Origin of the sequence: Polaribacter sp. SA4-10, from assembly GCF_002163835.1 — a bacterium.
In the GTDB taxonomy this organism is placed as follows: domain Bacteria; phylum Bacteroidota; class Bacteroidia; order Flavobacteriales; family Flavobacteriaceae; genus Polaribacter.
Genome location: NZ_CP019331.1, coordinates 1,359,183 through 1,384,246, shown reverse-complemented (window position 1 = coordinate 1,384,246; position 25,064 = coordinate 1,359,183). Strand labels below are relative to the sequence as shown.

22 protein-coding genes are annotated in these 25,064 nt (G+C 28.9%); 9 read left to right on the top strand and 13 right to left on the bottom strand.

The features are described 5' to 3' along the window. Positions 1–255, top strand: coding sequence for a hypothetical protein (locus BTO04_RS06080; protein ID WP_087563652.1), 255 nt, complete (start codon positions 1–3; stop codon positions 253–255). Between the two features lie 79 nt (positions 256–334). Here the strand turns inward: BTO04_RS06080 and katG are convergent, their stop codons facing one another. Further along, positions 335–2,509, bottom strand: coding sequence for a catalase/peroxidase HPI (katG, locus tag BTO04_RS06075; RefSeq protein ID WP_087563651.1), 2,175 nt, complete (start codon positions 2,507–2,509; stop codon positions 335–337). Positions 2,510–2,712: 203 nt separating this feature from the next. After that, on the bottom strand, positions 2,713–2,865 hold the full coding sequence (locus BTO04_RS15320) for a hypothetical protein (protein WP_198342124.1): 153 nt from the start codon (positions 2,863–2,865) through the stop codon (positions 2,713–2,715). A gap of 680 nt (positions 2,866–3,545) precedes the next feature. Between BTO04_RS15320 and BTO04_RS06070 the strand changes: the two genes are divergently transcribed. From BTO04_RS06070 to BTO04_RS06060, 3 genes are all read left to right on the top strand, one after another. After that, the gene (locus BTO04_RS06070) at positions 3,546–4,373 is read left to right on the top strand and encodes a 3'-5' exonuclease (protein WP_087563650.1); all 828 of its coding nucleotides are present in this window, start codon (positions 3,546–3,548) and stop codon (positions 4,371–4,373) included. Between the two features lie 150 nt (positions 4,374–4,523). Next, on the top strand, positions 4,524–5,009 hold the full coding sequence (locus tag BTO04_RS06065; RefSeq protein ID WP_087563649.1) for an ABC transporter ATPase: 486 nt from the start codon (positions 4,524–4,526) through the stop codon (positions 5,007–5,009). Positions 5,010–5,215: 206 nt separating this feature from the next. Then, a complete protein-coding gene (locus tag BTO04_RS06060) occupies positions 5,216–8,134 on the top strand; it encodes a glycoside hydrolase family 3 N-terminal domain-containing protein (protein WP_087563648.1) in 2,919 nt (972 codons plus the stop codon). 189 nt (positions 8,135–8,323) lie between these two features. Here the strand turns inward: BTO04_RS06060 and BTO04_RS06055 are convergent, their stop codons facing one another. The 6 genes from BTO04_RS06055 to BTO04_RS06030 all read right to left on the bottom strand — a co-directional run bounded on the left by BTO04_RS06055 (position 8,324) and on the right by BTO04_RS06030 (position 14,010). After that, on the bottom strand, positions 8,324–9,340 hold the full coding sequence (locus BTO04_RS06055) for a lysophospholipid acyltransferase family protein (RefSeq protein ID WP_087563647.1): 1,017 nt from the start codon (positions 9,338–9,340) through the stop codon (positions 8,324–8,326). A gap of 29 nt (positions 9,341–9,369) precedes the next feature. Next, positions 9,370–10,302, bottom strand: a complete 933-nt coding sequence (locus tag BTO04_RS06050; protein WP_087563646.1) for a bile acid:sodium symporter family protein — start codon at positions 10,300–10,302, stop codon at positions 9,370–9,372. Next, entirely contained in the window at positions 10,286–10,927 is a 642-nt protein-coding gene (locus BTO04_RS06045; RefSeq protein ID WP_087563645.1) for a DUF4159 domain-containing protein, read from the bottom strand. Before BTO04_RS06045 ends, BTO04_RS06050 begins: the two co-directional genes overlap by 17 nt. 42 nt (positions 10,928–10,969) lie before the next feature. After that, the gene (locus tag BTO04_RS06040; protein ID WP_087563644.1) at positions 10,970–11,677 is read right to left on the bottom strand and encodes a 16S rRNA (uracil(1498)-N(3))-methyltransferase; all 708 of its coding nucleotides are present in this window, start codon (positions 11,675–11,677) and stop codon (positions 10,970–10,972) included. Positions 11,678–11,775: 98 nt separating this feature from the next. Beyond that, positions 11,776–12,897, bottom strand: coding sequence for a GTP cyclohydrolase (locus BTO04_RS06035; RefSeq protein ID WP_087563643.1), 1,122 nt, complete (start codon positions 12,895–12,897; stop codon positions 11,776–11,778). 18 nt (positions 12,898–12,915) lie between these two features. After that, positions 12,916–14,010, bottom strand: coding sequence for a transporter (locus tag BTO04_RS06030; protein WP_232455962.1), 1,095 nt, complete (start codon positions 14,008–14,010; stop codon positions 12,916–12,918). Between the two features lie 236 nt (positions 14,011–14,246). On the opposite strand from BTO04_RS06030, the gene BTO04_RS06025 reads away from it, so the two are divergent. From BTO04_RS06025 to BTO04_RS06005, 5 genes are read left to right on the top strand one after another with little or no spacing between them, the layout of a single operon-like run. Further along, positions 14,247–14,510: a DUF4834 family protein gene (locus tag BTO04_RS06025; protein ID WP_087563641.1), complete on the top strand. Its 264-nt coding sequence runs from the start codon at positions 14,247–14,249 to the stop codon at positions 14,508–14,510. Between the two features lie 50 nt (positions 14,511–14,560). Then, the gene (locus tag BTO04_RS06020; RefSeq protein ID WP_087563640.1) at positions 14,561–16,984 is read left to right on the top strand and encodes a YfhO family protein; all 2,424 of its coding nucleotides are present in this window, start codon (positions 14,561–14,563) and stop codon (positions 16,982–16,984) included. Between the two features lie 8 nt (positions 16,985–16,992). Next, a complete protein-coding gene (locus tag BTO04_RS06015; RefSeq protein ID WP_232455961.1) occupies positions 16,993–18,171 on the top strand; it encodes a glycosyltransferase family 4 protein in 1,179 nt (392 codons plus the stop codon). Then, complete coding sequence (locus BTO04_RS06010; protein ID WP_087563638.1) at positions 18,168–19,433, top strand: glycosyltransferase family 4 protein; 1,266 nt, start codon at positions 18,168–18,170, stop codon at positions 19,431–19,433. The genes BTO04_RS06015 and BTO04_RS06010 overlap by 4 nt, the downstream gene beginning before the upstream one ends. Continuing rightward, positions 19,434–20,921 (top strand): lipopolysaccharide biosynthesis protein, encoded by a 1,488-nt coding sequence (locus BTO04_RS06005; RefSeq protein WP_087563637.1) that lies wholly within the window; start codon positions 19,434–19,436, stop codon positions 20,919–20,921. It begins immediately after the preceding gene. Here the strand turns inward: BTO04_RS06005 and BTO04_RS06000 are convergent. From BTO04_RS06000 to dapB, 5 genes are all read right to left on the bottom strand, one after another. Next, the gene (locus tag BTO04_RS06000; protein ID WP_198342123.1) at positions 20,912–21,220 is read right to left on the bottom strand and encodes a DUF6122 family protein; all 309 of its coding nucleotides are present in this window, start codon (positions 21,218–21,220) and stop codon (positions 20,912–20,914) included. The genes BTO04_RS06005 and BTO04_RS06000 overlap by 10 nt on opposite strands. 143 nt (positions 21,221–21,363) lie before the next feature. After that, the gene (locus BTO04_RS05995) at positions 21,364–21,939 is read right to left on the bottom strand and encodes a Crp/Fnr family transcriptional regulator (RefSeq protein ID WP_087563636.1); all 576 of its coding nucleotides are present in this window, start codon (positions 21,937–21,939) and stop codon (positions 21,364–21,366) included. A 41-nt stretch (positions 21,940–21,980) separates the two neighbouring features. After that, a complete protein-coding gene (locus BTO04_RS05990) occupies positions 21,981–22,577 on the bottom strand; it encodes a WbqC family protein (RefSeq protein ID WP_087563635.1) in 597 nt (198 codons plus the stop codon). Between the two features lie 5 nt (positions 22,578–22,582). Next, positions 22,583–24,280 (bottom strand): signal peptidase I, encoded by a 1,698-nt coding sequence (gene lepB / locus BTO04_RS05985; protein WP_087563634.1) that lies wholly within the window; start codon positions 24,278–24,280, stop codon positions 22,583–22,585. Positions 24,281–24,361: 81 nt separating this feature from the next. After that, on the bottom strand, positions 24,362–25,063 hold the full coding sequence (gene dapB, locus BTO04_RS05980) for a 4-hydroxy-tetrahydrodipicolinate reductase (RefSeq protein WP_087563633.1): 702 nt from the start codon (positions 25,061–25,063) through the stop codon (positions 24,362–24,364). Position 25,064 lies beyond the last annotated feature (1 nt).

Sequence of the window (25,064 nt, the reverse complement as noted above, 5' to 3'; positions counted from 1 at the left end):
ATGAAATTACCTGTAATAAAACACTTAACTAATTTTATTGAAGAAAACGATCAAGATTACGTTTTAGAAACAATTGAAACATTGGAAGCTTTAACAGAAGTTCCGTCTTTAAAAGATGAAGAACTAGATGTTATTGGCGAGTTAATTTCAAATCTTTATGGAGCTGTTGAGGTAGATAAAATGATAAAAGAGGGAACACCAAAAAAAGAAGCTTTAAATTCTTTTATGAAGCGTGTTTTAGGTTCTATTGATTAATAAAAAAAAGAATTATTCACTAATAAAAAAACCACTTCATTTGAAGTGGTTTTTTTGTGTTTGATAACTTTTTTAATACTTAATTTAAATCAAAACGGTCTAAATTCATAACTTTAGTCCAAGCAGCAATAAAATCATTTACAAATTTATCTTTACTATCATCTTGTGCATAAACTTCTGCATAGGCTCTAAGTATTGAGTTTGAACCAAAAACTAAATCAACTCTTGTAGCAGTCCATTTTGCTTTACCTGTTTTACGATCACAAATTTCATAAATGCCGTTTATTGGTTTCCACTTATATGACATATCTGTTAGATTTACAAAGAAGTCATTTGTTAAAGCACCTACATTGTCTGTAAGTACTCCATGCTTTGTGTTTCCGTAATTTGTTCCCATAACTCTCATTCCTCCAAGAAGAACAGTCATTTCTGGAGCAGTTAGCCCCATTAATTGAGTTCTGTCTAGTAATAGCTCCTCTGGGCTTACAGCATACTCTTTTTTCAGCCAGTTTCTATAACCATCCGCTACAGGCTCTAAATATTCGAATGATTCTGCATCAGTCATTTCATCAATTGCATCACCACGCCCAGGTGTAAAAGGTAGTTTAATATTCATGCCAGCATTTTGTATTGCTTTTTCAATACCTATATTTCCAGCTAAAACAATGGTATCTGCAATGCTAATTCCAAATTCAGCAGCAATAGGCTCCAAAATAGCTAATACTTTTGATAATCTTTTTGGTTCATTTCCTTCCCAGTCTTTTTGTGGAGCTAAACGAATACGTGCTCCATTAGCACCACCTCTATAATCTGAACCTCTAAATGTTTTTGCACTATCCCAAGCTGTAGAAACCATTTCTGAAATGCTTAAACCAGAATTAGTAATTTTTACTTTTACAGCATCAATATCATATTCTTTTTTTCCTTGAGGAACAGGATCTTGCCAAATTAAATCTTCTTTTGGAGCATCAGGTCCAAAATAACGTTCTTTTGGTCCCATATCACGATGTGTTAGTTTAAACCAAGCACGTGCAAAAGCATCAGAAAAACCATCAAAATCATTTTTAAATTTCAATGAAATCTCTCTGTATATTGGATCAACTTTCATTGCCATATCAGCATCTGTCATCATAGGGTTATGTCGTGTAGACAAATCTTCTACATCTACAGGCATGTCTTCTTCCTTTATATTCACAGGCTCCCATTGTTGAGCACCGGCAGGGCTTTTTGTTAATTCCCATTCATGATTAAATAACATTTCAAAGAAACCATTATCCCATTTTGTAGGATGAGTTGTCCAAGCACCTTCCAATCCACTTGTTACTGTATCACGACCTACACCGGTTCTAGTTGGATTTGACCACCCAAATCCTTGTTCTTCAACGGGTGCAGACTCAGGTTCTGGACCTAAAATACTTGCATCTCCATTTCCATGTGTTTTTCCTACGGTATGTCCTCCTGCGGTTAAGGCAACGGTCTCTTCATCGTTCATTGCCATACGCTTGAAAGTTTCGCGCACTTGAGCTGCAGTTTTCATTGGGTCTGGTTTTCCGTTAACACCTTCGGGGTTTACGTAAATTAGTCCCATTTGTACAGCAGCTAGTGGGTTTTCCATTGTAGAAGGGTGCTCAAGATTATCATAACGTCCATCACTTGGTTCTAACCATTCTTTTTCAGCTCCCCAATAAGTATCCTTTTCTGGTCCCCAAATATCTTCTCTTCCAAAGGCAAAACCAAAAGTTTTTAACCCCATACTCTCATAAGCAATATTTCCTGCCAAAATAATTAAATCGGCCCAACTAACTTTGTTACCATATTTTTTCTTGATTGGCCAAAGTAAACGTCTTGCTTTATCTAAATTCCCATTGTCTGGCCATGAGTTAAGCGGTGCAAAACGTTGGTTGCCGGTTCCAGCACCACCACGTCCATCAGCAATTCTGTAAGAACCAGCTGCATGCCACGCCATACGAATCATCAACCCTCCATAATGCCCCCAATCTGCAGGCCACCAGTCTTGGCTTTCTGTCATTAAATTAGTAAGGTCTTTTTTAAGTGCCTGAACATTTAATTTTTTTAATTCCTCTTGATAGTTAAAGTTTTTTCCTAACGGATTGGTTTTAACATCATGTTGGTGTAAAATATCTAGATTTAATGCATTTGGCCACCAATCCATAACTGTTTTTTCGGTAACGGTGTTTCCTCCGTGCATAAATGGGCACTTGCTTTCGCTATTAGAATTTTTGTTGTTTTCCATTATAGTTGTTTTTATAGGATTCAGAATCACTTGAAAGTTAAGGATTACAAATTAAAAAAAAATGAGAAAAATCTTTTTATATATTATTTTAATATAGATTAAATTTATATTAAATAAATTAGAGGCGAAAAAAGTGTATAATTCAAAAAATGTAACGTTAAATGAAAAAAGGGAAAATTATTTTAAAATCTCTAAATATTCTGTCAGTTTTTTTCATCATTAACTTTTTTCATAATCGCTTTTAAGCGTTCTTTATTTAGCTGTTTCTCTAGCTTAACTTTATTGATTTTTCTATTCATCAATTTTGTGTGCTTTGCTTTATTAACAGTGTTTTTAGCTTTTCCTTTTTTTGGCATTTTTAATTTTATATTAAAACAAATCAGGTGAATTATTTTTTAAAACTTCATTAAGCATCTCAAGTGTCAATGGCCTAGGTTTAGGTCCATTAATTTATCAATTTTTATCTTTTTCTTTCCTCTTTCTTCATTTAATATGGTGAAATAAAAATTGCTACCATTACTTAGCAAAGATGCGAATCAAATTTCTCAACCCTGTAAATTTACAATTTTTTGACAATATGAAAGTTCAATTCCAGTATGGTCATATTCGTTTTTTAAATGTAACTTTTCGAAAATTGTAAATATCTTCTTTTGACATTCTTGTTAATCCCAATTGCATTGTCTGTTATAGGAAATTTCCACCCATTTTTAATTTTGATTGCACTACTTATTGTTTTTTGAAACAATAGTTTAAAACCAACTTGGTAAGCATTTATTTTTGGTAAATTAGGTTTTCTTTAATTTTATAAACAGTATTTTTTTTAATTCAAAATGTAAAAGTTAGCGTATAATTTTTATTGATAAAAGCGAAGAGAAAATCAATAAAAACCCTCTTTTTTTTTTATCTTTAGACATTAATTTTAGCAGAACTTTGATTAGAAGAATTAGAAAAATATAATTTTACAGAACCAACATTGTTGTCTAAAGATTTAGCGCAATTAGATGATTTTAAAACACAATAAATAACGAATAATTTAATGAACTTAAACCTAACAAAACCGATCGTATTTTTCGATTTAGAAACAACAGGAATTAATATTGCAAACGATAAAATTGTAGAAATTTCTATTTTAAAAGTGTTTCCAAATGGAAATAAAGAAAGTAAAACTTGGTTGGTAAATCCAGAAATGGAAATTCCAAAAGGAGCATCAGATATTCATGGAATTACAAACGAGCAAGTAGTTACAGAACCTACTTTTAAAGAATTGGCTGCTAAAGTTAATGAAATGATTGCAGATTGTGATTTAGCAGGCTTTAATTCAAACAGATTTGATATTCCTTTGTTAGCAGAAGAGTTAATGCGAGCAGGAATAGATTTTGATATGAAAAATAGAAAAGCAATTGATGTGCAAGTAATTTTTCATAAGAAAGAACAAAGAACATTAGGTGCCGGTTATCAGTTTTACTGTGGCAAAGAATTAGAAGGAGCACATGGAGCAGAGGCAGATACAAATGCAACCTATGAAATTTTGTTGGCTCAGTTAGATAAATATGATGATATAGAAAATTCTGTTGCTGCTTTAAGTGAATATTCTACACATGGTGTAAGAGCAGATTTTGCAGGTTTTATTTTAATGAATGATGAAGATCAAGAAGTTTTTTCTTTCGGAAAATATAAAGGAAGAACAGTAGAAGAGGTGTTTACAGAAAATCCTGGTTACAATAACTGGATCCAGAATGCAGATTTTCCTTTGTACACTAAAAAAGTATTAAAAGAAATTAAAGAAAGAATGTCTGCACCAAAAGATACAATGTCTGATGCTGATAAGCTACAAGCATTGCAGCAGAAATTTAATTTGAGATAAATTTGTTATTTCAAAATGAGTCTTTATAGATGATTGAAGAATCTTTTTCACCCACAAATAATTTATTTTAACAAGGATTTATTATTAAACAAAGTCCTTTTTATTATTTTTAAGCAAATACACAATTAAACGATTAAACATTTTTAAAATATGTTTACAGAATATAAAAATTTACCAAATAATTCTCGCGTTTGGATATACCAATCCGATAGAGAATTCACAAAGAAAGAAATAGAATTTATTTCAGCAAAAGCAGAAGATTTTATTAACCAATGGACGCGTCATGGAGATGATTTAAAAGGATCTTTTACTATAAAGTACAATCAGTTTTTAGTATTGGCTGTAGATGAAAGTTTTAACAATGTTTCTGGTTGTTCTATAGATAGTTCTGTTCGTTTTATAAAAGAGTTAGAAAACGAATTAAAATTAGATTTGATGAATAAAATGAACATCACTTTTAAAGATGATAAAAACATTAATCTTGTAAAAATGTCTGATTTTCAGCAATTTGCAAAAGATAAGAAAGTTACTTCAGAAACTATTGTTTTTAATAATATGGTAGGCACAAAGGAAGATTTTGAATCTCACTGGGAAGTTCCTGCAAAAGAAAGCTGGCACAAACGCTTTTTGGTATAAAAATTGATTTTAACTTACTGAGTTTATACTATTAGTAAGCTGCGTTAAGGATTGAAATGGCATCCTTTTTATGCTGAACTCGTTTCACGTATCATTTAGATTAGTAAATTGTTCTTGATATAAAAGACGGTTACTGAATTAAATTGAGCATAAAAAGATACAATGGAAAGCCTGTTTAAACGCCCAAAAAAAACATTAAAATTAACATGAAGAAAAAGATATTTTTAGTACTATTTATTGCATTTGTTTTTAAAATAAACGCTCAAAGTATAGATCCTTTAAAAACAAAAGATGCTGAATATCAACAAATTTGGGTAGATAGTTTAATGAATAACATGACAATTGATGAGAAAATTGGACAGTTATTTATGGTGCAAGCATATTCTAATAAAGATGAAAAGCACGAAGCTTTTATTACAGAAATGATAGAAAAATATCATGCTGGTAATTTAATCTTTATGCAAGGAACACCAGAAAAACAAGCAATATTAAGTAATAAATATCAAGTAATTTCTAAGGTTCCATTGCTAATTGGTTTTGATGGAGAATGGGGTTTAGATATGCGTTTAAAAAATACATATCGTTTTCCTTGGAACATGACTTTGGGTGCAATTAGAAATGATTCTTTGGTAAAAGATTTTGGTGTGCATTTAGGAAAACATTGCAAACGTTTAGGAATTCATGTAAATTTTGCGCCAGTTGTAGATATTAATACAAATCCAGATAATCCTATAATTGGGAATCGTTCTTTTGGCGAAAGTAAAATAAATGTTACTCAAAAAGGAATTGCTTTTACACAAGGAATGCAAAGTGAAGGTGTAATGGCAAATGCAAAACATTTTCCAGGACATGGAGATACAGCAACAGATTCTCATCATACATTGCCTGTTTTAAATTTTGATCAAGCGCGTTTAGATTCTATAGAATTATATCCTTATACAAGAGTTTTTGATGCTGGTTTAACCAGTGTTATGACTGCACATTTAAGTATACCAAGTTTAGAAGCTAACGCTAGTTTACCAACTTCTTTATCTAAAAATGTTGTTACCAATTTATTGCAACAAAAATTGGGTTTTTTAGGGTTAATATTTACTGATGGATTAAACATGAAAGGTGCTGCAAATTTTGCAACCCCAGCAGAAATAAACTTAGCAGCAATTCAAGCAGGAAACGATATCTTGTTAATTCCGCATGAAATACCTGCAACTGTAAGGTTAATTAAACAAGCATTAGAGTTAAAAACACTAACTGAGGAAAGAATTAATTTTTCTGTACGTAAAATTTTAAAAGCAAAATATTGGGCGGGTTTACAGAATTATAAACCTATAGAATTAGAAAATTTAAATGAAGATTTAAATACCGTTGAAGACGAGTTATTGCACAGAGATTTAGTAAAAAACTCACTAACAGTTGTAAAGAACTTAAAAGGCGATATTCCTATCAGGAATTTAGAAAAAAGAAAAATTGCATATGTAAAATTAGGTGACGATTCTGGAGATTCTTATGTAAACATGTTAAAAAACTACACAAAAGTAGATGTAGTTTCAGACAAAAATTTAGATATATTACTTAAAAAATTAAAACCCTATAATTTGGTAATTGTAGGTTTTCATAAGTCAAATGAAAACCCTTGGAAAAGCTATAAGTTTAACGATAAAGATTTAGTTTGGTTGCATGAAATAGCAAGAGAAAAAAATATTATTTTAGATATTTTTGCAAGCCCTTATAGTTTGTTGCAAATAAAAACATTTTCAAATATTGAAGGTTTAATTGTCTCTTATCAAAATAGTAAAATTTCTCAAGAACTATCTGCACAATTACTATTTGGTGCAATTAGTGCAAAAGGAAAGTTACCAGTTTCTATAAAAAATGAATTTGCAGAAGGTCATGGATTAACTACTTCTATATTAAGTAGGTTCGAATATTCTATACCTGAAGATGTACAATTATCATCAAAAAAATTAGCACTAATAGATAAAATGGCTGATACCATTTTAAAAGATAAAATGGCTCCGGGCTTTCAGGTTTTAGTTGCTAGAAAAGGTAAAGTTGTATTTAATAAAAGTTACGGATTTCATACAGATAAGAAAACTCAAGAAGTTAAAAATTCAGATATTTATGATTTGGCTTCTTTAACAAAAATTTTAGCTTCACTTCCATTAATTATGAGAGCAGAAGAAGAACACGAAATCCCTTTATCGGCAAGTTTAAGAGATATTTTACCAAGTTTTAATCACTCTAATAAAGATACAGTTACCGTTAAAGAAATTCTATCTCATTTTGGTAGATTAAAAGCTTGGATTCCTTTTTATATAGGTACTCAAGACAGCGTTACTCATAAAAATTTAGCCTCCTTTTACAGAAGAAAAAAATCGAGAAATTTTCAAATTAAAGTTGCTGAAAATTTATACATTAATAAGAGTTATAAAGACAGTATTTACAAGTATATAAAAGACGCAGATCAAACAGAAAGTATAGGGTATAAATATAGCGATTTAGGGTATTATTTATTTAAAGAAGCTTTAGAAAAAAAATATCAAAAACCGATTAATAAATTGGTTGATGAAGAGTTTTATCAATCTTTAGGAGCAGATAGAACTACCTACTTGCCTTTAGCTAAGTTTAAAAAGAAAGAAATCGTGCCAACAGAAATAGATGATTATTACCGCAATCAGTTATTACTTGGTAATGTTCATGATATGGGAGCAGCAATGCTAGGTGGTGTAGGAGGTCATGCAGGTTTATTTGCAAATGCAAACGATGTTGCCAAGATTATGCAAATGTATTTACAGAAAGGTTATTATGGAGGAAAACGTTATTTAAAAGCAGCAACTATAAGTAAGTTTAATACACGTTATTTTTCTGATGAAAAAGTGCGAAGAGGTTTAGGGTTTGATAAACCACAATTAGACCCAGAGGTAAAAGCAACTTGTGGTTGTGTTTCCGATAAAAGTTTTGGTCATTCTGGCTTTACTGGAACCTATACTTGGGCAGATCCAGAAAGTGAAATTGTGTATGTTTTCTTATCAAACAGAGTATATCCTAATATGGAAAACAGGGGTTTGATTAAAAGCAACACACGTACAAAAATTCAACAAATTATTCAGGATGCAATTTTAAATTAAAAGTTATTTCCTACTTGTAATTTATCTTTTTATTATTATCATTGTGAAGTTTAGTTTTTATAAACTGTGGTACTCTTATTATTTGAAAGAGATTACGTCACTTCATTCTTAATGATATTTATTAAAATAGGTTATAAAAAGGACGCTATTTCAATTAGTACTCAACCCATTTACACGTGTAGTTTTTGTTTATGAAATAGCTGTATTTGTTACGGAAAACTTAGAATAGATAAGAATTGTAAGCAAAGAAATAATTAAATAACAAAAAGCGATTTCTTTATTAAAAAAATGAGATATCAACCAAGTTTGTAAACCATAAAATAAAGGAAAAGTTACTATGTTCATTCCAAATTTAAAGGTGTCAATAAATTCAATTTCATCAACTCCTTTTGATGCTTTTTTCCAAATCAGATAAGGGAAAATACTATTGATAAGTATTAAAAAATATAAAGGTTTTAAAAAGTCTTTTCTACTGTTTTTTTTCTCCGGATAATTACCAGAAATAATCATTTTATTAACTTCATCAATATTGGTAAAATCTACTTGAGCATCATTTAATTTAGATAAACTAGTGTTGTAATTTTCATCATCAGGAATATGAACACTTAATTTTTTAAGTTGATTACTAACTTCTGTTTTTAAACTATTTATAGATGAATTTACTTCTTCTTTATTGTAAAACTCTTCAGATAAAATGGGTGTTCCAAAATTCACAACTACTTTTGTAGGATAAGAGGATGCATTTTGATATGTAATTCCAACAGGAATTACAGTTATTTTTAAATCTGGATATTTATCTAAAGCACCAAATACAATTCTTGTAAAACCTTTACTTAAAGGTCTAATTGTACGTTTTATATTATGGCTTCCTTCAGGGAAAATCATTAAAGTCTCTCCTTTGTTAAAGATTTCAAAACAGTTTTCAAAGATTTCTTTATTTTTTCCTAACTGGCTTGCACCATCTCTAATTCTATAGATTGGCATTAAATTTAAAGAACTTAAAATTTTCTTTACAATTGGATTTTTAAAAGCAGCGGCTCTTACCAAATAATGATTTTTTCTAAAGATGTTAGTGGTAACAATTAAAGGATCTATTAATCCATTTGGATGATTTACAGCAAATAATACAGCACCCTTTTTAGGTATATTTTCACTACCAATGACTTTAATTCTTTTAGAATAAAAGAACAAGCCAGTTTTAATCATTATTCTTATAAAGTTATACCAAAGTGTTTTCAAATGATTGCTTCTTTTTTAGTTTTTCTTCCCCAATAAGTAGCTAGTAATAAGCCAGAAAAAACATCCCAAATCCCCCAAAAAGCAGCTAGTAATGCCATTCCTCCTAAGCCACCAAAGAACCCGAAAATTAATAATAAACCCAGCCCACCATTCTGAATTCCAGTTTCCATAGAAATTGTTTTTGTGTCTTGTTTATTTAAACCAAAACTTTTTGCTGTTAAATAGCCTAAAATATACGCAAAAATATTATGAAAAATCACCAAGAAAACCACGTGATGAATATGATTTACAAAAACATCTAAATTTTGAGAAAAAGCAATAAAAATTAATGCTATAAAAACTAGCATTGATAATGGTTTTAATACTTTTTCTATTTTATCGGCCATTTTAGAATGATAATGTTTTATCAGCATTCCAAAGAATAAAGGAATACCTAAAATAAGAGAAACCAACTTAAATAAATCCATAGGGTTTAGCTCAACCGTTTTTAAAATTTCGTTTGTTGGTTCATATAAACTCCCCCAAAATTGTAAATTAAAAGGAGTCATAACAATACATATTAAAGTTGCAAATGCTGTAAGACTTACAGATAAAGCGGCATTTCCTCCTGCCATTTTACTAAAAAAGTTAGATACATTTCCTCCTGGGCAAGCTGCAATCATCATCATTCCTAAAGCGAAACTAGGATGAGGTTTAATTAATAAAATGATTAAAAAAGTTGCTGCTGGTAATAAGAAAAATTGTGATAAAACGCCCACAAAAACTATTTTAGGCTTTTTAAAAAGTCGTTTAAAATCATCTATAGAAATACCTAAAGCAACGCCAAACATAATAATTGCGATGGCAATATTTAAAATCCATAAACCTTGCGTATCAAAGTTTATTTTGATATCATCAATATTTATATTTGGGCTAGTTTCTAAAAGCATATTCAATAATATTTGCGCCCATTTTTAATGCTTTTTCTCTCACACTTTTTGGGTTGTTATGTATAATTTCATCTTCCCAACCATCACTTAAATCGGTTTCATAATCGTAAAACACAACCAATCTTCCTTCGTAAAATAAACCAAAACCTTGCGCAGGTTTTTTATCATGTTCATGAATTTTAGGAATTCCGTTTTTAAATTTAAACGTTTGATTAAAAATAGGATGATTGCTTGGTATTTCTTGTAATTCTAGATTTGGGAAAACTTTTTTTAGTTCTCTTCTAATGAATTTATCCAATCCATAATTATCAGAAATATGTAAAAAACCTCCAGAAATTAAGTAATTTTTTAAGTTTTCTGCTTCCTCATCAGAAAAATATACATTTCCATGACCGCTCATAAATAACAGTGGGTAGTTAAAAAGATCTTCGCTAGCAACTGCTACTGTTTGTGGATTTGTAGTAATATTTGTTTTAATTGTTTCATTTGCAAAGGCAATTAAATTAGGAATCGCAGTTGGGTTAGAATACCAATCTCCACCACCATTATATTTTAATATAGCAACATCTTGGGCTGAAATATTTATAAATAAACTACAAAAAAAAAGAAATAAAAGTTGCTTCATTAATAATTATAAAATGAGAATAAAAAGCAAGATAGTAAAAAGTTACTGATTAATAATTGAAACAGTATTCACTGCAACCAAAGCAGCCGTTTCTGTTCTTAATCTACTTTCTCCTAATGAAATTGGAGTACAATTTTTTTCTAAACATTTTTTAATTTCTTCCATAGAAAAATCACCCTCGGGACCAATAAGAATTGTTGTTTTTTCTGATAGATTAACAACATCTTTTAATAGATTTTTATCTTGTTCTTCACAATGAGCAATACAAACGTTTCCTTCAAAATCTTGTTTTATGAAGTCATTAAACTTTACAGGTTCATTTAGTTTTGGCAATGTAAATTTTAAAGATTGCTTCATTGCAGATTGAATAATCTTCTCAAAACGTTCTAGTTTTACAATACGCCTTTCTGAATTAGAGCAAATAATTGGTGTAATTTCATCAATACCAATTTCTGTGGCTTTTTCTAAAAACCATTCCATTCTATCATTTAATTTTGTAGGAGCAATTGCAATGTGTAAATAGTAGTTCCAAGGTTTTGGTTTTTCTTCAGACGAAATAATGTCTGCAATACATTTTTTATCACTCGCAATAATAATTTTTGCATCAAACAAAAAACCTTTTCCGTTTGTTATTTTAAGAATATCATTTTCATTCTTACGTAAAACACGAACAATATGTTTACTCTCAATTTTATCAAAAATAATTTGAGAAGTTTCTACCGTAATTTCTGAATTATAAAATAGTTGCATTTTTTTTTATTAATTTCAAAGTTGAGATTTTTAAAACGCTTAAAAAAGCTCATTTAGAAATGACGTTCGTAATCGTTTTTTTACTTTTGCTAATTGATTTACAGAAGACTTTTTCTATACGTTCTTCTTCTCTTATGGGTTACAGGATCAAAGTTTTCCCATAATTTATTTATAGCTTCATTGTCTTCTAACTCAGGAGTTCTAATACAATTATCTATTCCTAAAGGAGCAAATGTTTTTGTGTATTGATCAAAAATAATTGCATGTACCCCTTTGTTTTGATAATCTGGATGTACACCAATTAGATAAAAAGTAACATCTTTTGCGTGTTTTCTGGCTTTTAATAAATGAAATAATCCAAAAGGAAATAACTTTCCTTTTGCTTTCTGTAAAGCTTCAGAAAAAGAAGGCATTACAATAGCAAAAGCAACTAATTTATTATTTTCATCAACCACAAATTTTATATATTCTGGATTGATAAATGAAATGTATTTCTTTTTAAAAAATGCTATTTGAGAATCAGAAATAGGAACAAAAGTAGATAGTTTAGAATATGCTGCATCAAAAACTTCAAACATTTCATCTATATAAGGCATTATGTCTTTTGTCTTTGTGAAATCTAATGCTTTTAGTTTAAAACGTCTTTTAATGATGCTACTTATTCTATCAAAATAAACACCATCAACTTTACTAAACTTAAATTTATTTTCTAAATATTCCTTCTCTTTTACAAAACCTAATTGCTCTAAATGTTCTTTGTAATAGGGATGATTATACCAAGTTATCATAGTTCCTAAATGATCAAAACCATCAGTTAAAACACCTGTTTTATCAAGGTTGTTAAATCCAACTGGCCCTTCAATATATTCAAGATTATTTTTAAGCCCAATTTCTTTTACTTTATTTAAAAGAACCTTGGTAACATCAATGTCTTCTATAACATCAAACCAACCAAAACGCATTTTTTTAATTTGTTGCTTTTCAACTTCAAACCAATTTATAATAGCAACAACTCTACCAACAATTTTATTGTTTCTAATTGCTACAAAAAACTGCGCTTCAGCATTCTCAAATACAGGGTTTTTTTCTGGGTCAAAATTATCTACCTCGTCTTTTATAATTGGAGGAACCCAGTATTTATTGTCTTTATATAATGAAAAAGGAAAAAGAACAAATTCTTTCATTTCCTTTTTAGTAGTAATTTTTTTAAGTGTAATCATGAAACAAAAGTAGTATTTCTAATTGTCATCTTTTTCCATCTCTTCTTCTAGCTCTTTAATTTCTCTTTCAAGCTTTTCGAGTTCGGTTTCTTTTTTCTTTTTTTTCTTTCCAAATAGACCTAAAAATCCTCTTTTTTTATTTTTGGTTGATGTCTTTTTTCTACTTCTACGTGGTCTTTCTCTAGTTGTTTTTTTACTTTCTTTTCTTTTAAAAATGCTAAAAATTCTATTGAAAAAACCATTTTTACGGTTGTTATACCTTGTAATTGGAGTGTTTTTTAGTGCGGGATTGGTTTTATTTAAATCAATATAAGGATCTTCATGTCTATTAATTCTGTAAGAAATACCTAAACCAGCATAAAATCCCTTTGCTTCACCTTCAAGAAGCATTCTTCCAGAAGTATTTATTTGAAAATTTCTACTAAATAAATACGCTAAACCAGTGCCTATATTTGTGTTGTTTTGATATTTTTGAAAAACAGTTTGATATTCTAAAAAGGCAGACCATCTGCCACTAAAATTGTGTGTAGCAGTAATTATAGAAGAAAATTCTGAAAAATCAGATCCAAATTTATCGTAATAAAAATTTGTAATAATGTTAAACTTATTACTTAAATCATTCTGAAGCAAAACACCTACCTTAGGAGTTATACTTCCTGTTTTATGAATATCATTTATAAAATCGGTATTCAGACCAAGGTAAACAGCAACAGAGGGAATTAATCTTTTTTTATCAAAAGCAAACCTCTTTTTCCAACTTCTAATTTCTTTCGTTTTATCTTCATATTCTTTTTGAAAAACTAAATATTTTGCGCCTATAGAAAATTTACTGATTCCTGAAGTAAAATAATGAGAAGTAAAAACATTTTTAAAAGCTACTTTATCATTTTGATAGGTTAGTTGTGTATTTAATTCTAATTTTTCAAGAAATAAACTAGTTCTAAAAAAAATATCTGCTCCAAAAGATTGTGGTTTAGAAAATGTAGGTTCTATGCTTGTATTTCTATAAAAAAAGTTACTTTCAAATTGATAAACTCCTACGCCAACACTATAAGGGCTTTCAGAAAAACCTGGTTTATTTGAATTGATCACATCAGTGTATTGTGCTTGCATAGAGTTGTTTACAAAAAACAAAAAGACTAAAAAGAGTTTCGTAAAAAGGTGCTTCATAAATTAGAATACAATTTTATAAGTAGTATCTATCAATTAACACAAACATAGGTTAAAAATGCTATTTTTTAAAAGCAAACGATACTTTTTTGAGTTTGTGAAACTTTTATAGTTTGTTAACGCTTCAATTGTATTCAAATTGTTATTTTTGAATGATTTTTTTATAAACATTAATTTAAATGGGTTTACTAAGAACTATATTTTTCATCATTCTTTTTTACTATGCTTTTAAGTTTTTAGCACGATTATTTGCGCCTTATTTAATTAAGAAAGCGGCAGAAACAATTAAAAAGAAAGCTGAACAGCAATATGGAAGGCAACAACAAGAACAACCAAAAAGTACTGTTGAAAAAGGAAAAACAGTAATTGATAAAAAACCAAGTAGTCAACAACAAGGTAAAAACTCTGTTGGAGAATATGTTGATTTTGAAGAAGTTGACTAATTAAGGTGTTTCTTAGTTCGTTTGATTGTTAAAAACATTAATTAAAAAGTATTCACTTGAAAATTTCTAATAAAGTTATACCTTATATTATAGCTATAGCAGTTTTTGCTTTGGCTTCAATTATATATTTTCATCCTGTTTTAAAAGGACAAAAATTAAATCAATCTGATATCACTCAATTTAGAGGAATGGTAAAAGAGATAAATGATTTTAGAGCGGATAAAAACACAGAACCTTATTGGACAGGAGCTTCATTTAGCGGAATGCCTTCTTATCAAGTAAGTGCTTATTATCCAAATGATTTTGTTAGAGTTATAGACAGAACTTTACGTTTTTTACCAAGACCCGCAGATTATACTTTTCTTTACTTTTTAAGCTTTTTTGTATTAATGTTGGCTTTAAAAGTTAAATGGAGACTCGCTATTTTAGGCGCACTATCTTTTGGTTTTTCCACTTATTTAATTATCATTTTTGGAGCAGGACATAACGCGAAAGCACACGCTATTGCATATATGCCTTTGGTTTTAGCAGGGGTTTTATGGGTTTTTCAAAAACGTTACATTCTTGGTTTTGTAATTACAGGTTTGGCAATGACTTTGGAGATTTATACAAATCATCCTCAGATGACTTATTATCTTGGGTTTTGTTTAATTATTTTAGGAATTGTGGAGTTTATAAATGCAATTAAGGAAAAGGGAATTCCAGTTTTTTTAAAACAATGTATTATAATTATTGCTGCCGTTTTATTAGGTATTGGGGCAAATTCTTCACGCTTAATGGCAATGAAAGAATATGGTGATTATAGCACAAGAGGAAAATCTGAACTAACAATAAACCCTGATGGGAGTGAAAAAGAAGCTTCTGTAGGGTTAGATAAAGCATATATTACAGAGTATAGTTATGCGAAATTAGAAACTTTTAATTTGTTTATTCCACGTTTTATGGGTGGAGGAACCGTTGAGAAGTTGGATAAAAACTCTAATTTTTATAAATTAATTGAATCTAAAGCAGGTAAAAAAGTTGCAGATGATTATTCTAAACAAGCTTTAACCTACTGGGGAGATCAAACTATAATTGAGGCCCCTGCTTATATTGGGGCTGTTATTTTCTTGCTTTTTTTCTTAGGAATTTTCTTGGTAAAAGGGAAGTTAAAACAGTGGTTATTGGCAGCAACAGTTTTTTCAATTTTAATGAGTTGGGGAAGAAATTTTGAATTTTTAACCAATTTTTTTATTGATTATGTTCCCTTATATAACAAATTTAGAGCCGTTTCATCAATACAAGTAATTGCAGAATTATGTGTGCCTTTGCTAGGCGTTTTAGCTTTAAAAGAATTCTTCTCTGCTACTGTTTCTTCAGGAGAAAAACAAGAAGCATTAAAGAAAGCAGTTTATGTATTTGGAGGATTAATTATTGTAGGATTTTTATTAGCACATGGTTTTTCAACTTTTGAAGGTTTAAGAGATTCACAATACACTCAATTACCAGGTTTAACAGATGCAATTGTTTCAGATAGAAAATCGATGCTGCTAAAAGATTCTTTACGCTCTTTAGTTTTAGGATTACTTACAGTTAGCATTTTATGGATGTTCTTAAAAGATAAATTAAAGCAAGGAATGGTTATTTTAATAATTGCTGTTTTTGTTTTGTTTGATTTAATTTCTGTAGATAAAAAATACGTAAATGAAGATGATTTTAAAGCATCTAGAAAAATAGATAAACCTTTTACAGCTTCAAATGCCGATAAATTAATTTTAGAAGATAAATCGCATTTTAGAGTGGGGAATTTTACTGTAAACCCTATGAATGATGGCAGTACTTCTTATTTTCATCAATCTATTGGTGGTTATCATGCAGCAAAAATGATGCGATATCAAGAATTATTTGATTATCAAATTGCAAAAAATAACATGCAAGTTTTAAACATGTTAAATACTAAATATTTTATTGTTGGTAATGATAAAGGAGAGAAACAAGCACAATTAAACCCGGATGTAAATGGAAATGCTTGGTTTGTAGAGCAAGTGAAAGTTGTAAATTCTGCGAATGATGAAATACAAGCTTTAGATTCTTTGAATACAAAGAAAGTTGCCGTTTTTCAAAAACCTTCGAAAAAACAAGAAGCGTTAAAATTCCCAACAGAAATTGATTCCACAGCAATAATAGCACTTCTAAATTATGACGTTACTTCATTAACGTATCAATCAAAAACTGAAAAAGAACAATTTGCAGTGTTTTCTGAAATTTATTATAAAGATGGTTGGAATGGGTATGTGGATGGAAAATTAACACCACATTTTAGAGTAAATTATGTTTTAAGAGGAATGATTGTTCCTGAAGGAAAACATACAATTGAATTTAAATTTGAGCCAAAAGTAATTAAGCAGGGTAAAATAATTTCCCTTTCTTCATATTTCCTTTTATTACTCATTCCAATTGGATGGTTTTTTTATGAAAATAAAAAGAAAAAATGAGGATAGGAATGATACTTGATGCTGAGTTTCCACCAGATCCAAGAGTGGAAAATGAAGCTATTTCTTTAGTGAATAATGGGCATGAAGTTTTTCTTTTTTGTTTAACTTATAATAATGAAAATCGACCTGAGATTATAAATGAAATTCAAGTTAAAAGGTATCTATCAAATAACTTAGAATATAAACTCTCTGCTTTAGCATATACAATTCCTTTGTATACTTTTTTTATGCAAAAAAAGATTGAAAATTTTATAAAGGTTCATGATATTGAAGCAGTACATATACATGATATTAGAATTGCTCAAGCAGTATTTAATGTAAATAAAAAATATAAACTTCCCGTTGTGTTAGATTTGCATGAAAATAGACCAGAAATCATGAAGTTTTATCCTCATTTATTAAAATTTCCTGGAAAACATGTTATATCACCAAAAAAATGGAAGAAAAAAGAAGAGGGTTTTATTAAAGCAGCAAACAAAGTTATTGTAGTTACAACTGAAGCAAAAAATGAAATTTTAAAAAGAGTAACTGTTAATGAAAATAAGATAGTTGAAGTCCCTAATACAGTGCGAAAGGATTTTTATAATAATCCAAAGGTTTTTTCTGAAATTGTAAATGAATATTCAAATAAGTTTGTATTGCTTTATATTGGAGATACTGGTATTAGAAGAGGTTTAAAAACGGCAATAAAATCAATAGCTATATTAAAGGATAAAATAGAAAATATAAAATTAGTAATTGTAGGGAAAAACTCTACGGATTTCATTTTAAAAGAGTTAGTAAAAGGTTTACAGATTGAAAACTATGTTGATTTTTTAGGGTGGAAAAACCAAGATTTATTCCAATCTTATATAGTATCTAGTGATATTTGTATTTCTCCTTTGTATAGAAATTTACATCACGATACTACGTATGCAAACAAAATTTTTCAATACATGAGTTTAGGGAAACCTCTCTTGGTAAGTAATGCAATTGCACAAAAAACAATAATTGAAAAAGTAAATTCAGGTTTAATTCATAAAGAAAAAGATGTTGATGATTTTTCTGACAAAGTACTAACACTTTATAATAGTTCTGAATTAAGAACTGAATTAGGGAAAAACGGTGAAAACTTCATTAAGAATGAGTTTTGCTGGGAGAAAACATCAAAAAAATTAATAGATTTATATAATAATTTACAAACTTGAAAGTATTAATAATTACATATTATTGGCCACCTGCAGGAGGTTCTGGCGTTCAGCGCTGGTTAAAGTTTGTGAAATATTTACAAGATTTTGATATTGAACCTGTTGTTTATACTGTTGATAATGCTAATTACCCAATAAATGATGAATCATTAATAAATGAAATTCCTAATAATATTGAAGTATTAAAACAAGCTATTTGGGAACCTACAGATTTGCTTTTTTGGAAAAAGAAAAACGAACAAAAAAAAGATATTTCTAATACGAGTAAAGGAGGTTTTTTATCTTATGTTCGGGGAAATTTTTTTATTCCTGATCCAAAAATATTTTGGATAAATAAGTCGGTAAAATATCTTCAGAAGTATTTAAATTCAAATAATATAGATGTAATTATATCTACAGGTCCACCTCATAGTATGCATTTAATTGCACAGAAATTACATCAAAAAAATAATATAAAATGGATTGCAGACTTTAGAGATCCTTGGACAAGTTTGTATTATAATGACGATTTTAAACAAGGTAGTTTTGCTAAAAAAAGAAATAATAAATTAGAGCTTTCAGTTCTAAAAAATGCTGATTGTATTCTAACAGTGAGTAATACATTAAAAAAAGAGTTCTCTAAAGTTTCAAAAAATGTTGAAGTAATTACAAATGGTTTTGATGATGAAGTTTTAATTACTCAACCAAAAGCGTTGGATAAAAAATTTACGATTTCTTATATTGGTTTATTACCAAAACAGAGTAACCCTAAAGTTTTGTTTAAAGTTCTTAAGAAATTAACAGAAGAGAAGACTTCGTTTTCTGAAGATTTGATAATTAACTTAATTGGTGATATTTCAGATGAAGTGAAAAAAGAGGTAGAAGTTAATAATTTAAGCAATAATGTAAATTTTGTTGGTTATGTTTCTCATGATAAAGCAATAGAATATCAGAAAAAAGCACAGGTTTTGTTGTTGTTAATTCCTAAGGTGAAACAATCTAAAGGAATTTTAACGGGAAAATTGTTTGAATATTTAAAAGCAAAACGACCTATCTTAGCAATTGGTCCTGAAGATGGAGATTTATCAAAAATTTTAAAGGATACAAATGCGGGTATTGTTGTAGATTATGATAATGAAGATAAAGTGTTGTTAGAAATACAAAAGTTATATCAACAATTTAAAAAAGGAATTTTAGAAGTAGATTCTAAAAACATAGCGCAATTTCATAGAAGAGCGTTAACAAAAAAGCTAGCTTTAATAATTAATAAAGTAAACTCATAAATGGGAATTATATTTAAACAATCTTTTAAAAACACCCTTTTTATTTATTTAGGTTTTGCCTTTGGAGGAATAAATACATTGTTTTTATACACTCGTTTTTTGGAAGATGAATATTATGGTTTGGTTACTTTTCTTTTGTCAACATCTAATTTATTAATGCCTTTAATTGCTTTAGGAATTCATCATACTATTGTGAAGTTTTTTTCTAGTTATTTGACAAAAATCGAAAAAGATCGTTTTTTGTCTTCTGTCCTTTTTTTACCTTTAATAATAGCAGTCCCTGTTGCATATTTTGGAAACCTTTTTTATGAACAAATAGGTGATTATCTTTCAATAGAAAATCCAATTATAAAAGATTATACGTTTGTAATCTACTTAATTGCAGTTGCCTGTTCTTATTTCGAAATTTTTTATGCTTGGGCAAAAGTTCAGTTTCAAACGGTTGTTGGTAATATTTTAAAAGAATTATGGAACCGAGTTGTAGTAATGATTTTATTATTTGCTGTTTATTTTGAACTCATTACAAAACCAGAGTTTATTTATTATTTAACAGGTGCCTATTTTTTAAGAATGTTTGTAATGATGTTCTATGCTTTTAAATTATATCTACCCAAGTTCACGTTTTCTAAACCTGATAACTTTAAAGAAGTACTCCGTTTTTCTGGATATATTATCTTAGCAGGAAGTGCAGGAGCTATTATTTTAGACATAGATAAGTTTATGATACCAGGAAAAGAATCTTTAGTAAAAGCTGCTTATTATTCAGTTGCTGTTTTTATTGGTTCTTTTATTGAAGCACCAAGTAGAGCAATGTTAAATATTTTACAGCCTTTAACTTCTAAAACGTTAAATGAAGAAAATCATAAAGAGGTGGCATCCTTATATAAAAAGAGTTCTATTAATTTATTGTTAATTAGTGGTTTGTTCTTTGTCTTGATAAATGCAAATGTTACTCAATTATTTAATTTATTACCTAAAGAATACGCAGATGGAGCATTAGTTGTACTGATGATTTCTTTACTAAAATTGTACAATGGCTTTTTAGGAAATAATGGTGCAATCATAAATAACTCTAAATTTTATAGAATAACTTTACCTCTTAGTGCTTCTATGGCTGTTTCTGTTTATCTCTTAAACAAACTCTTCTATTATGAGTTAGATATGGGGACAGATGGTTTAGCATTGGCAACTCTGATCGTCATTTTTAGTGCAAATACGTTTAAATTATTTTTTATAAAAAGTAAGTTTTCAATAACTCCTTTTACAGACAAAACAGTTAAAATGATTTTCATTATTGCTGTGTTATATCTTGCTTTTAATTTTTGGGATTTTCCTATTGATAATATTTATTTATGGAAATTTCCAATCCATCCAATTATAAATATCATCTTAAAAAGTAGTGTTATTACAGCTGTGTATTTGTTCTTAATATTTAAATTAAATATTTCTAATGAGTTTGATAATCTTCTAAAAAAGTTTTACAAATAACAATCTATATAATCTGTAAACATATGAAATAGCAATCCTATTGCCATAACTCTTGTTGTTTTAAATAAAGTACATATAGAATAAATACCTATTGCTATATAAGAATGTAGTATATGAAATCCAACGCTGCATCTATTACTGTCAAATATGGGAGTCGCAATTAAATGGTCTAGATCTACAAGCATAGTTGCAATAAATAGTAAGTAAACTACTTTCCATTTTTCTTTAAAAAACATATAGGCAATTACTCCTGGAAATAGGAAGTGTAATCCATAATGCATAAAAAATTTTAAGATCATACTTTGTAAAAGTAAAAAAAGACTTGTTAAATAACAAGTCTTTTTTTTATTAGAATACAATAATAAATTGTAGGGGGAGATTTCTAACTAAACAAATTTAGTAAAAAGATATCTTAGTTTAATTAACCTATGTTTATAGAAATTTATTTCGAATAAATTTTTTTTCGAATTCTACTTAATTGTATTGGAGTAATATTTAAATAAGATGCAATATGATATTGTTGAATGTGATTTTCAATGCTAGGAATTTCTTTTTTTAATTTTAAATACCTCTCTGTCGCATTTAAAACTGATAAGTCATAAATTTTAGATTCAAAAAGAATAACAACCTTAGCTAATAAATTTGCATAAAGCTTAGCAAATTTATGATTCTCATCTACTAAAAGCATGAATTTTTTAAAATCTATAACATAAATTTCACAATCGGTTAAACAATCATAATCTAATTTTGCTAGGTTATTAGAAATTAAAGCACCAATATCACCAGAGGTATTCATTTTAATAAAAAAATTTCTGATATAAGTTTTGTCAGAATTGTGTAAGTAATAAGACCTTACAATTCCTGATTTAATTATAAAAAAATCTATTTGCCTTTTGCCATTTTTTACAAGAATGTCATTTTTTTTAAATTTTTTTAATGATGCGATATCAATAAAATTCTCTTCAGACTTTGGGTCTAAATCAATAAAAAAACTAATAAATTTTATAAGATCTTGCATTTCTTTTTTTCGAGTATAAGAAAAGTATATTTTTAAATATACTAAAAATAACTTATTGCATTAGGGCCTTCCATAAAGAGAAGGTCTAAAATTGATAAATTAGGAATAAATCCATGCTTATCATCAAACATTTGAATATACCTGCTCACAAGTTTTTCAGGTTGTTTTTTTACATCAGCTAACACTCTAAAATCTTTTTGAGTTTCATCAATTAAAAATTCTTCAGTTTTAGAAAAATTAGAACTTACTTGTAAAGCATCCGTAATAAATAAATAAGTATCAATATTTAAATCTTGTAAATAGGTGTATTTTTTTGAGAAAATAGGAGCGATATCATCTTCAAAAAACTCAAAAAAAGGAGAGGTTCTATAAGCAATTTGTAAAGATTTAAAATGCTGATCTTGCCAAGGAAAGTCGTTCTCTACTTTAGTGTCCTTGGTCTTTTTTCTTTGGTCTGTAATTTTATGTTTTACAGGAATACTTAATAACTGTTTGCCATTGCTATTATAAATATAGCATCTGTTTCTATAGCTTTGTTTTTGGAAATTATCTTCCATTTCAAATACAATATTTTCAGATTTTATGATTTCTGAATAGTGAGAAATAGGAGAGAAGTAAGTAGGGATAAATACAGACATACTATTTATGCTGATTTTTTCTTCCCTTTATAGAAACTATAACCAAAATACAAACCAATTAGTACTAAAACTAGATATCTGTAAGAAACAGGTTCTCCATCTCCACCAACTGTTGTAAACATTCTGTCCCAACGAATTGATTTTAATTTAGCTCCAAAAGAAGGTGCATTTGCATTCCAACTAAACCAAACCATTACAGGTTTTCCTAGAACATGATCAAAAGGAGTATATCCAAAATAACGAGCATCTAAAGAGTTATGTCTGTTATCCCCCATCATCCAATAGTAATCTTGTTTAAATGTATAAGAAGTCGCTTTTTCTCCGTTTATAAAAATATTTTCACCTACCACTTGTAGGTCATTATTTTCATAATTTTTAATAATTTGTTTATAATATGGTAAAGACTCTGAATCTATTTTTACAGTTGTTCCAGCTTTAGGAATATAAATAGGACCAAAATTATCTTGACTCCATTGGTTGCTTTCTATATGAGGAAAAATACCATTATCTGTACCATGATTCACTTTTTTCACAGAAAGTGTTAATGGGTATTCTTTTAGCTTAATAGCTTCTTCTTCTGTTAAATTAATATTTATTTTAGTAGCTACATTTTCCATTTTTAGCCTTCTTGCTAAATCTTGAGAAACGCCACCTGCAACTTCTGTGTATAAAGAATCTGATCCTATTTTAGATAAATTAGCTCCTTTTTTAAAAGCTTCTTGTACTTTTGGATTGTTCCAATATTCACTTAATATTTTATAAACGCCAGTTCTTTCTTTATCGATTAAAAACTTAGGAAAAGTATTTCTATCAATAGAAGATGTAGCTTCATACGTATAATAAAACTGTAATTTAGCTCTGTAAGGTAATTCGTTCTTTTTACCATTAATATATACATAACCATTCCTTAACTCTAAGGAATCTCCAGCAATACCAACACAACGTTTTACATAGTTCGTTTTTTTATCAACGGGTTTGTATGTAAATTTCCCAGAAGTATCTCCCCACATTGTAGCTAAAGTGTCTGCCGGCCAGTTAAAACAAACAATATCATTATTTTTTATTTTCTGAAGCCCAGGTAAACGTGTATAAGGTAATTGTGGTTTTTTTAGGTAAGAAGCTGTTCCAGTAAAAGGAAGTGAATCATGCACCATTGGTGCAGCAATTACTGTAGATGGAACTCTTGCGCCATAGTGAAACTTGCTCACAAATAAATAATCGCCAACTAATAATGTTTTTTCTAAAGAGGATGTTGGTATGGTAAAAGGCTGCATAAAATAAGTATGAACTAAAGTTGCAGCAATAATTGCAAACGCAATAGAACTTACCCATTCACCAAGTTCAGAACGTGGTTTTAAGTTTCTGTCAGCATTGTATTGTGCATCAGTTGCATAATTGATGTAAAAAATATATAGCCCCAAAGTTACTATTACTAATAATGAATCTAATTTTTTATAGAAGCCAAAAGTTCTAATTGTTTCTATCCAAATTACAGGAAACATTAACAAGTTTACAATAGGAATAAATAAAAGAATTACCCACCATTTTGGGCGCTTTATGATCTGCATTAAAACAATGCCATTATAAATAGGTATCGCAGCTTCCCAAGGTTTTCTACCAGCTTTTACATATAATTTCCAAGTTCCTAAAAAATGAATAACTTGAATTATAAGAAAAAAGATAAACCATTCTGTAAACGTCATATTAATATATTTTATTTTCCTTTTAAAAGGAATGTTTTAGTTTTTTTATTAGGCGGTAAGATAGGTGAAATGTTACAGTTTTTAACCTATGTTTAACACATCTCTCATAGAGAAAATACCTGTTTTGTTGAGAATCCATTCAGCAGCCACAACAGCACCTAATGCAAATCCTTTTCTACTGTGGGCAGTATGTTTAATTTCTATAGAATCTATTTCAGAATCATAGCACACAGTATGTGTTCCTGGTACATCAGGAATTCTTTTTGCTTGAATTGGTATTATTTCTTTGGATGAATTTTTTCCTAATTCCCACTCTTTTTTAGAGGAGTTTTCAATAATCCCTTCTGCTAAAGTTATAGCGGTTCCACTTGGCGCATCTAATTTTTTAGTGTGATGAATTTCTTCCATAGAAATAGTATAATCTTCTAAAGTAGTCATCATTTTTGCTAATTGATTGTTCAGTTCAAAAAAGATGTTTACTCCTAAGCTATAATTAGAAGCGTAGATAAAAGCACCTTTTTTCTCTTCGCATAATGCAACTGCATCATTATAGTTTTCTAACCAACCTGTAGTTCCAGAAATTACAGGAACATTGTTATTGATGCAGTTAGAAATGTTACCAAAAGCAGAAGAAGGCACGCTAAAATCTATTGCTACATCTGCTAAAGTAATATCAATAGTGTCATCTACATCTTTTCTAATTACAATTTCATGTCCACGAGATAAAGCAATTTTTTCAATTTCTTTTCCCATTCTTCCATATCCTAATAATGCAATTTTCATT

What these genes read in the sequence shown, in the direction of transcription:
- BTO04_RS06030 (WP_232455962.1), bottom strand. Translation starts at nt 14,010, where the DNA reads ATGCAAGCACAATACACTGATGTGATCAATTCAAATAAACCAGGTTTT.
- BTO04_RS06040 (WP_087563644.1), bottom strand. Translation starts at nt 11,677, where the DNA reads ATGCAACTATTTTATAATTCAGAAATTACGGTAGAAACTTCTCAAATT.
- BTO04_RS06080 (WP_087563652.1), top strand. Translation starts at nt 1, where the DNA reads ATGAAATTACCTGTAATAAAACACTTAACTAATTTTATTGAAGAAAAC.
- BTO04_RS05990 (WP_087563635.1), bottom strand. Translation starts at nt 22,577, where the DNA reads ATGTCTGTATTTATCCCTACTTACTTCTCTCCTATTTCTCACTATTCA.
- katG (WP_087563651.1), bottom strand. Translation starts at nt 2,509, where the DNA reads ATGGAAAACAACAAAAATTCTAATAGCGAAAGCAAGTGCCCATTTATG.
- BTO04_RS06035 (WP_087563643.1), bottom strand. Translation starts at nt 12,897, where the DNA reads ATGATTACACTTAAAAAAATTACTACTAAAAAGGAAATGAAAGAATTT.
- BTO04_RS15320 (WP_198342124.1), bottom strand. Translation starts at nt 2,865, where the DNA reads ATGCCAAAAAAAGGAAAAGCTAAAAACACTGTTAATAAAGCAAAGCAC.
- BTO04_RS06050 (WP_087563646.1), bottom strand. Translation starts at nt 10,302, where the DNA reads ATGCTTTTAGAAACTAGCCCAAATATAAATATTGATGATATCAAAATA.
- BTO04_RS06015 (WP_232455961.1), top strand. Translation starts at nt 16,993, where the DNA reads ATGATACTTGATGCTGAGTTTCCACCAGATCCAAGAGTGGAAAATGAA.
- BTO04_RS06025 (WP_087563641.1), top strand. Translation starts at nt 14,247, where the DNA reads ATGGGTTTACTAAGAACTATATTTTTCATCATTCTTTTTTACTATGCT.
- BTO04_RS06005 (WP_087563637.1), top strand. Translation starts at nt 19,434, where the DNA reads ATGGGAATTATATTTAAACAATCTTTTAAAAACACCCTTTTTATTTAT.
- BTO04_RS06060 (WP_087563648.1), top strand. Translation starts at nt 5,216, where the DNA reads ATGAAGAAAAAGATATTTTTAGTACTATTTATTGCATTTGTTTTTAAA.
- BTO04_RS06070 (WP_087563650.1), top strand. Translation starts at nt 3,546, where the DNA reads ATGAACTTAAACCTAACAAAACCGATCGTATTTTTCGATTTAGAAACA.
- BTO04_RS06045 (WP_087563645.1), bottom strand. Translation starts at nt 10,927, where the DNA reads ATGAAGCAACTTTTATTTCTTTTTTTTTGTAGTTTATTTATAAATATT.
- BTO04_RS06055 (WP_087563647.1), bottom strand. Translation starts at nt 9,340, where the DNA reads ATGATTAAAACTGGCTTGTTCTTTTATTCTAAAAGAATTAAAGTCATT.
- BTO04_RS05995 (WP_087563636.1), bottom strand. Translation starts at nt 21,939, where the DNA reads ATGCAAGATCTTATAAAATTTATTAGTTTTTTTATTGATTTAGACCCA.
- lepB (WP_087563634.1), bottom strand. Translation starts at nt 24,280, where the DNA reads ATGACGTTTACAGAATGGTTTATCTTTTTTCTTATAATTCAAGTTATT.
- BTO04_RS06065 (WP_087563649.1), top strand. Translation starts at nt 4,524, where the DNA reads ATGTTTACAGAATATAAAAATTTACCAAATAATTCTCGCGTTTGGATA.
- dapB (WP_087563633.1), bottom strand. Translation starts at nt 25,063, where the DNA reads ATGAAAATTGCATTATTAGGATATGGAAGAATGGGAAAAGAAATTGAA.
- BTO04_RS06000 (WP_198342123.1), bottom strand. Translation starts at nt 21,220, where the DNA reads ATGATCTTAAAATTTTTTATGCATTATGGATTACACTTCCTATTTCCA.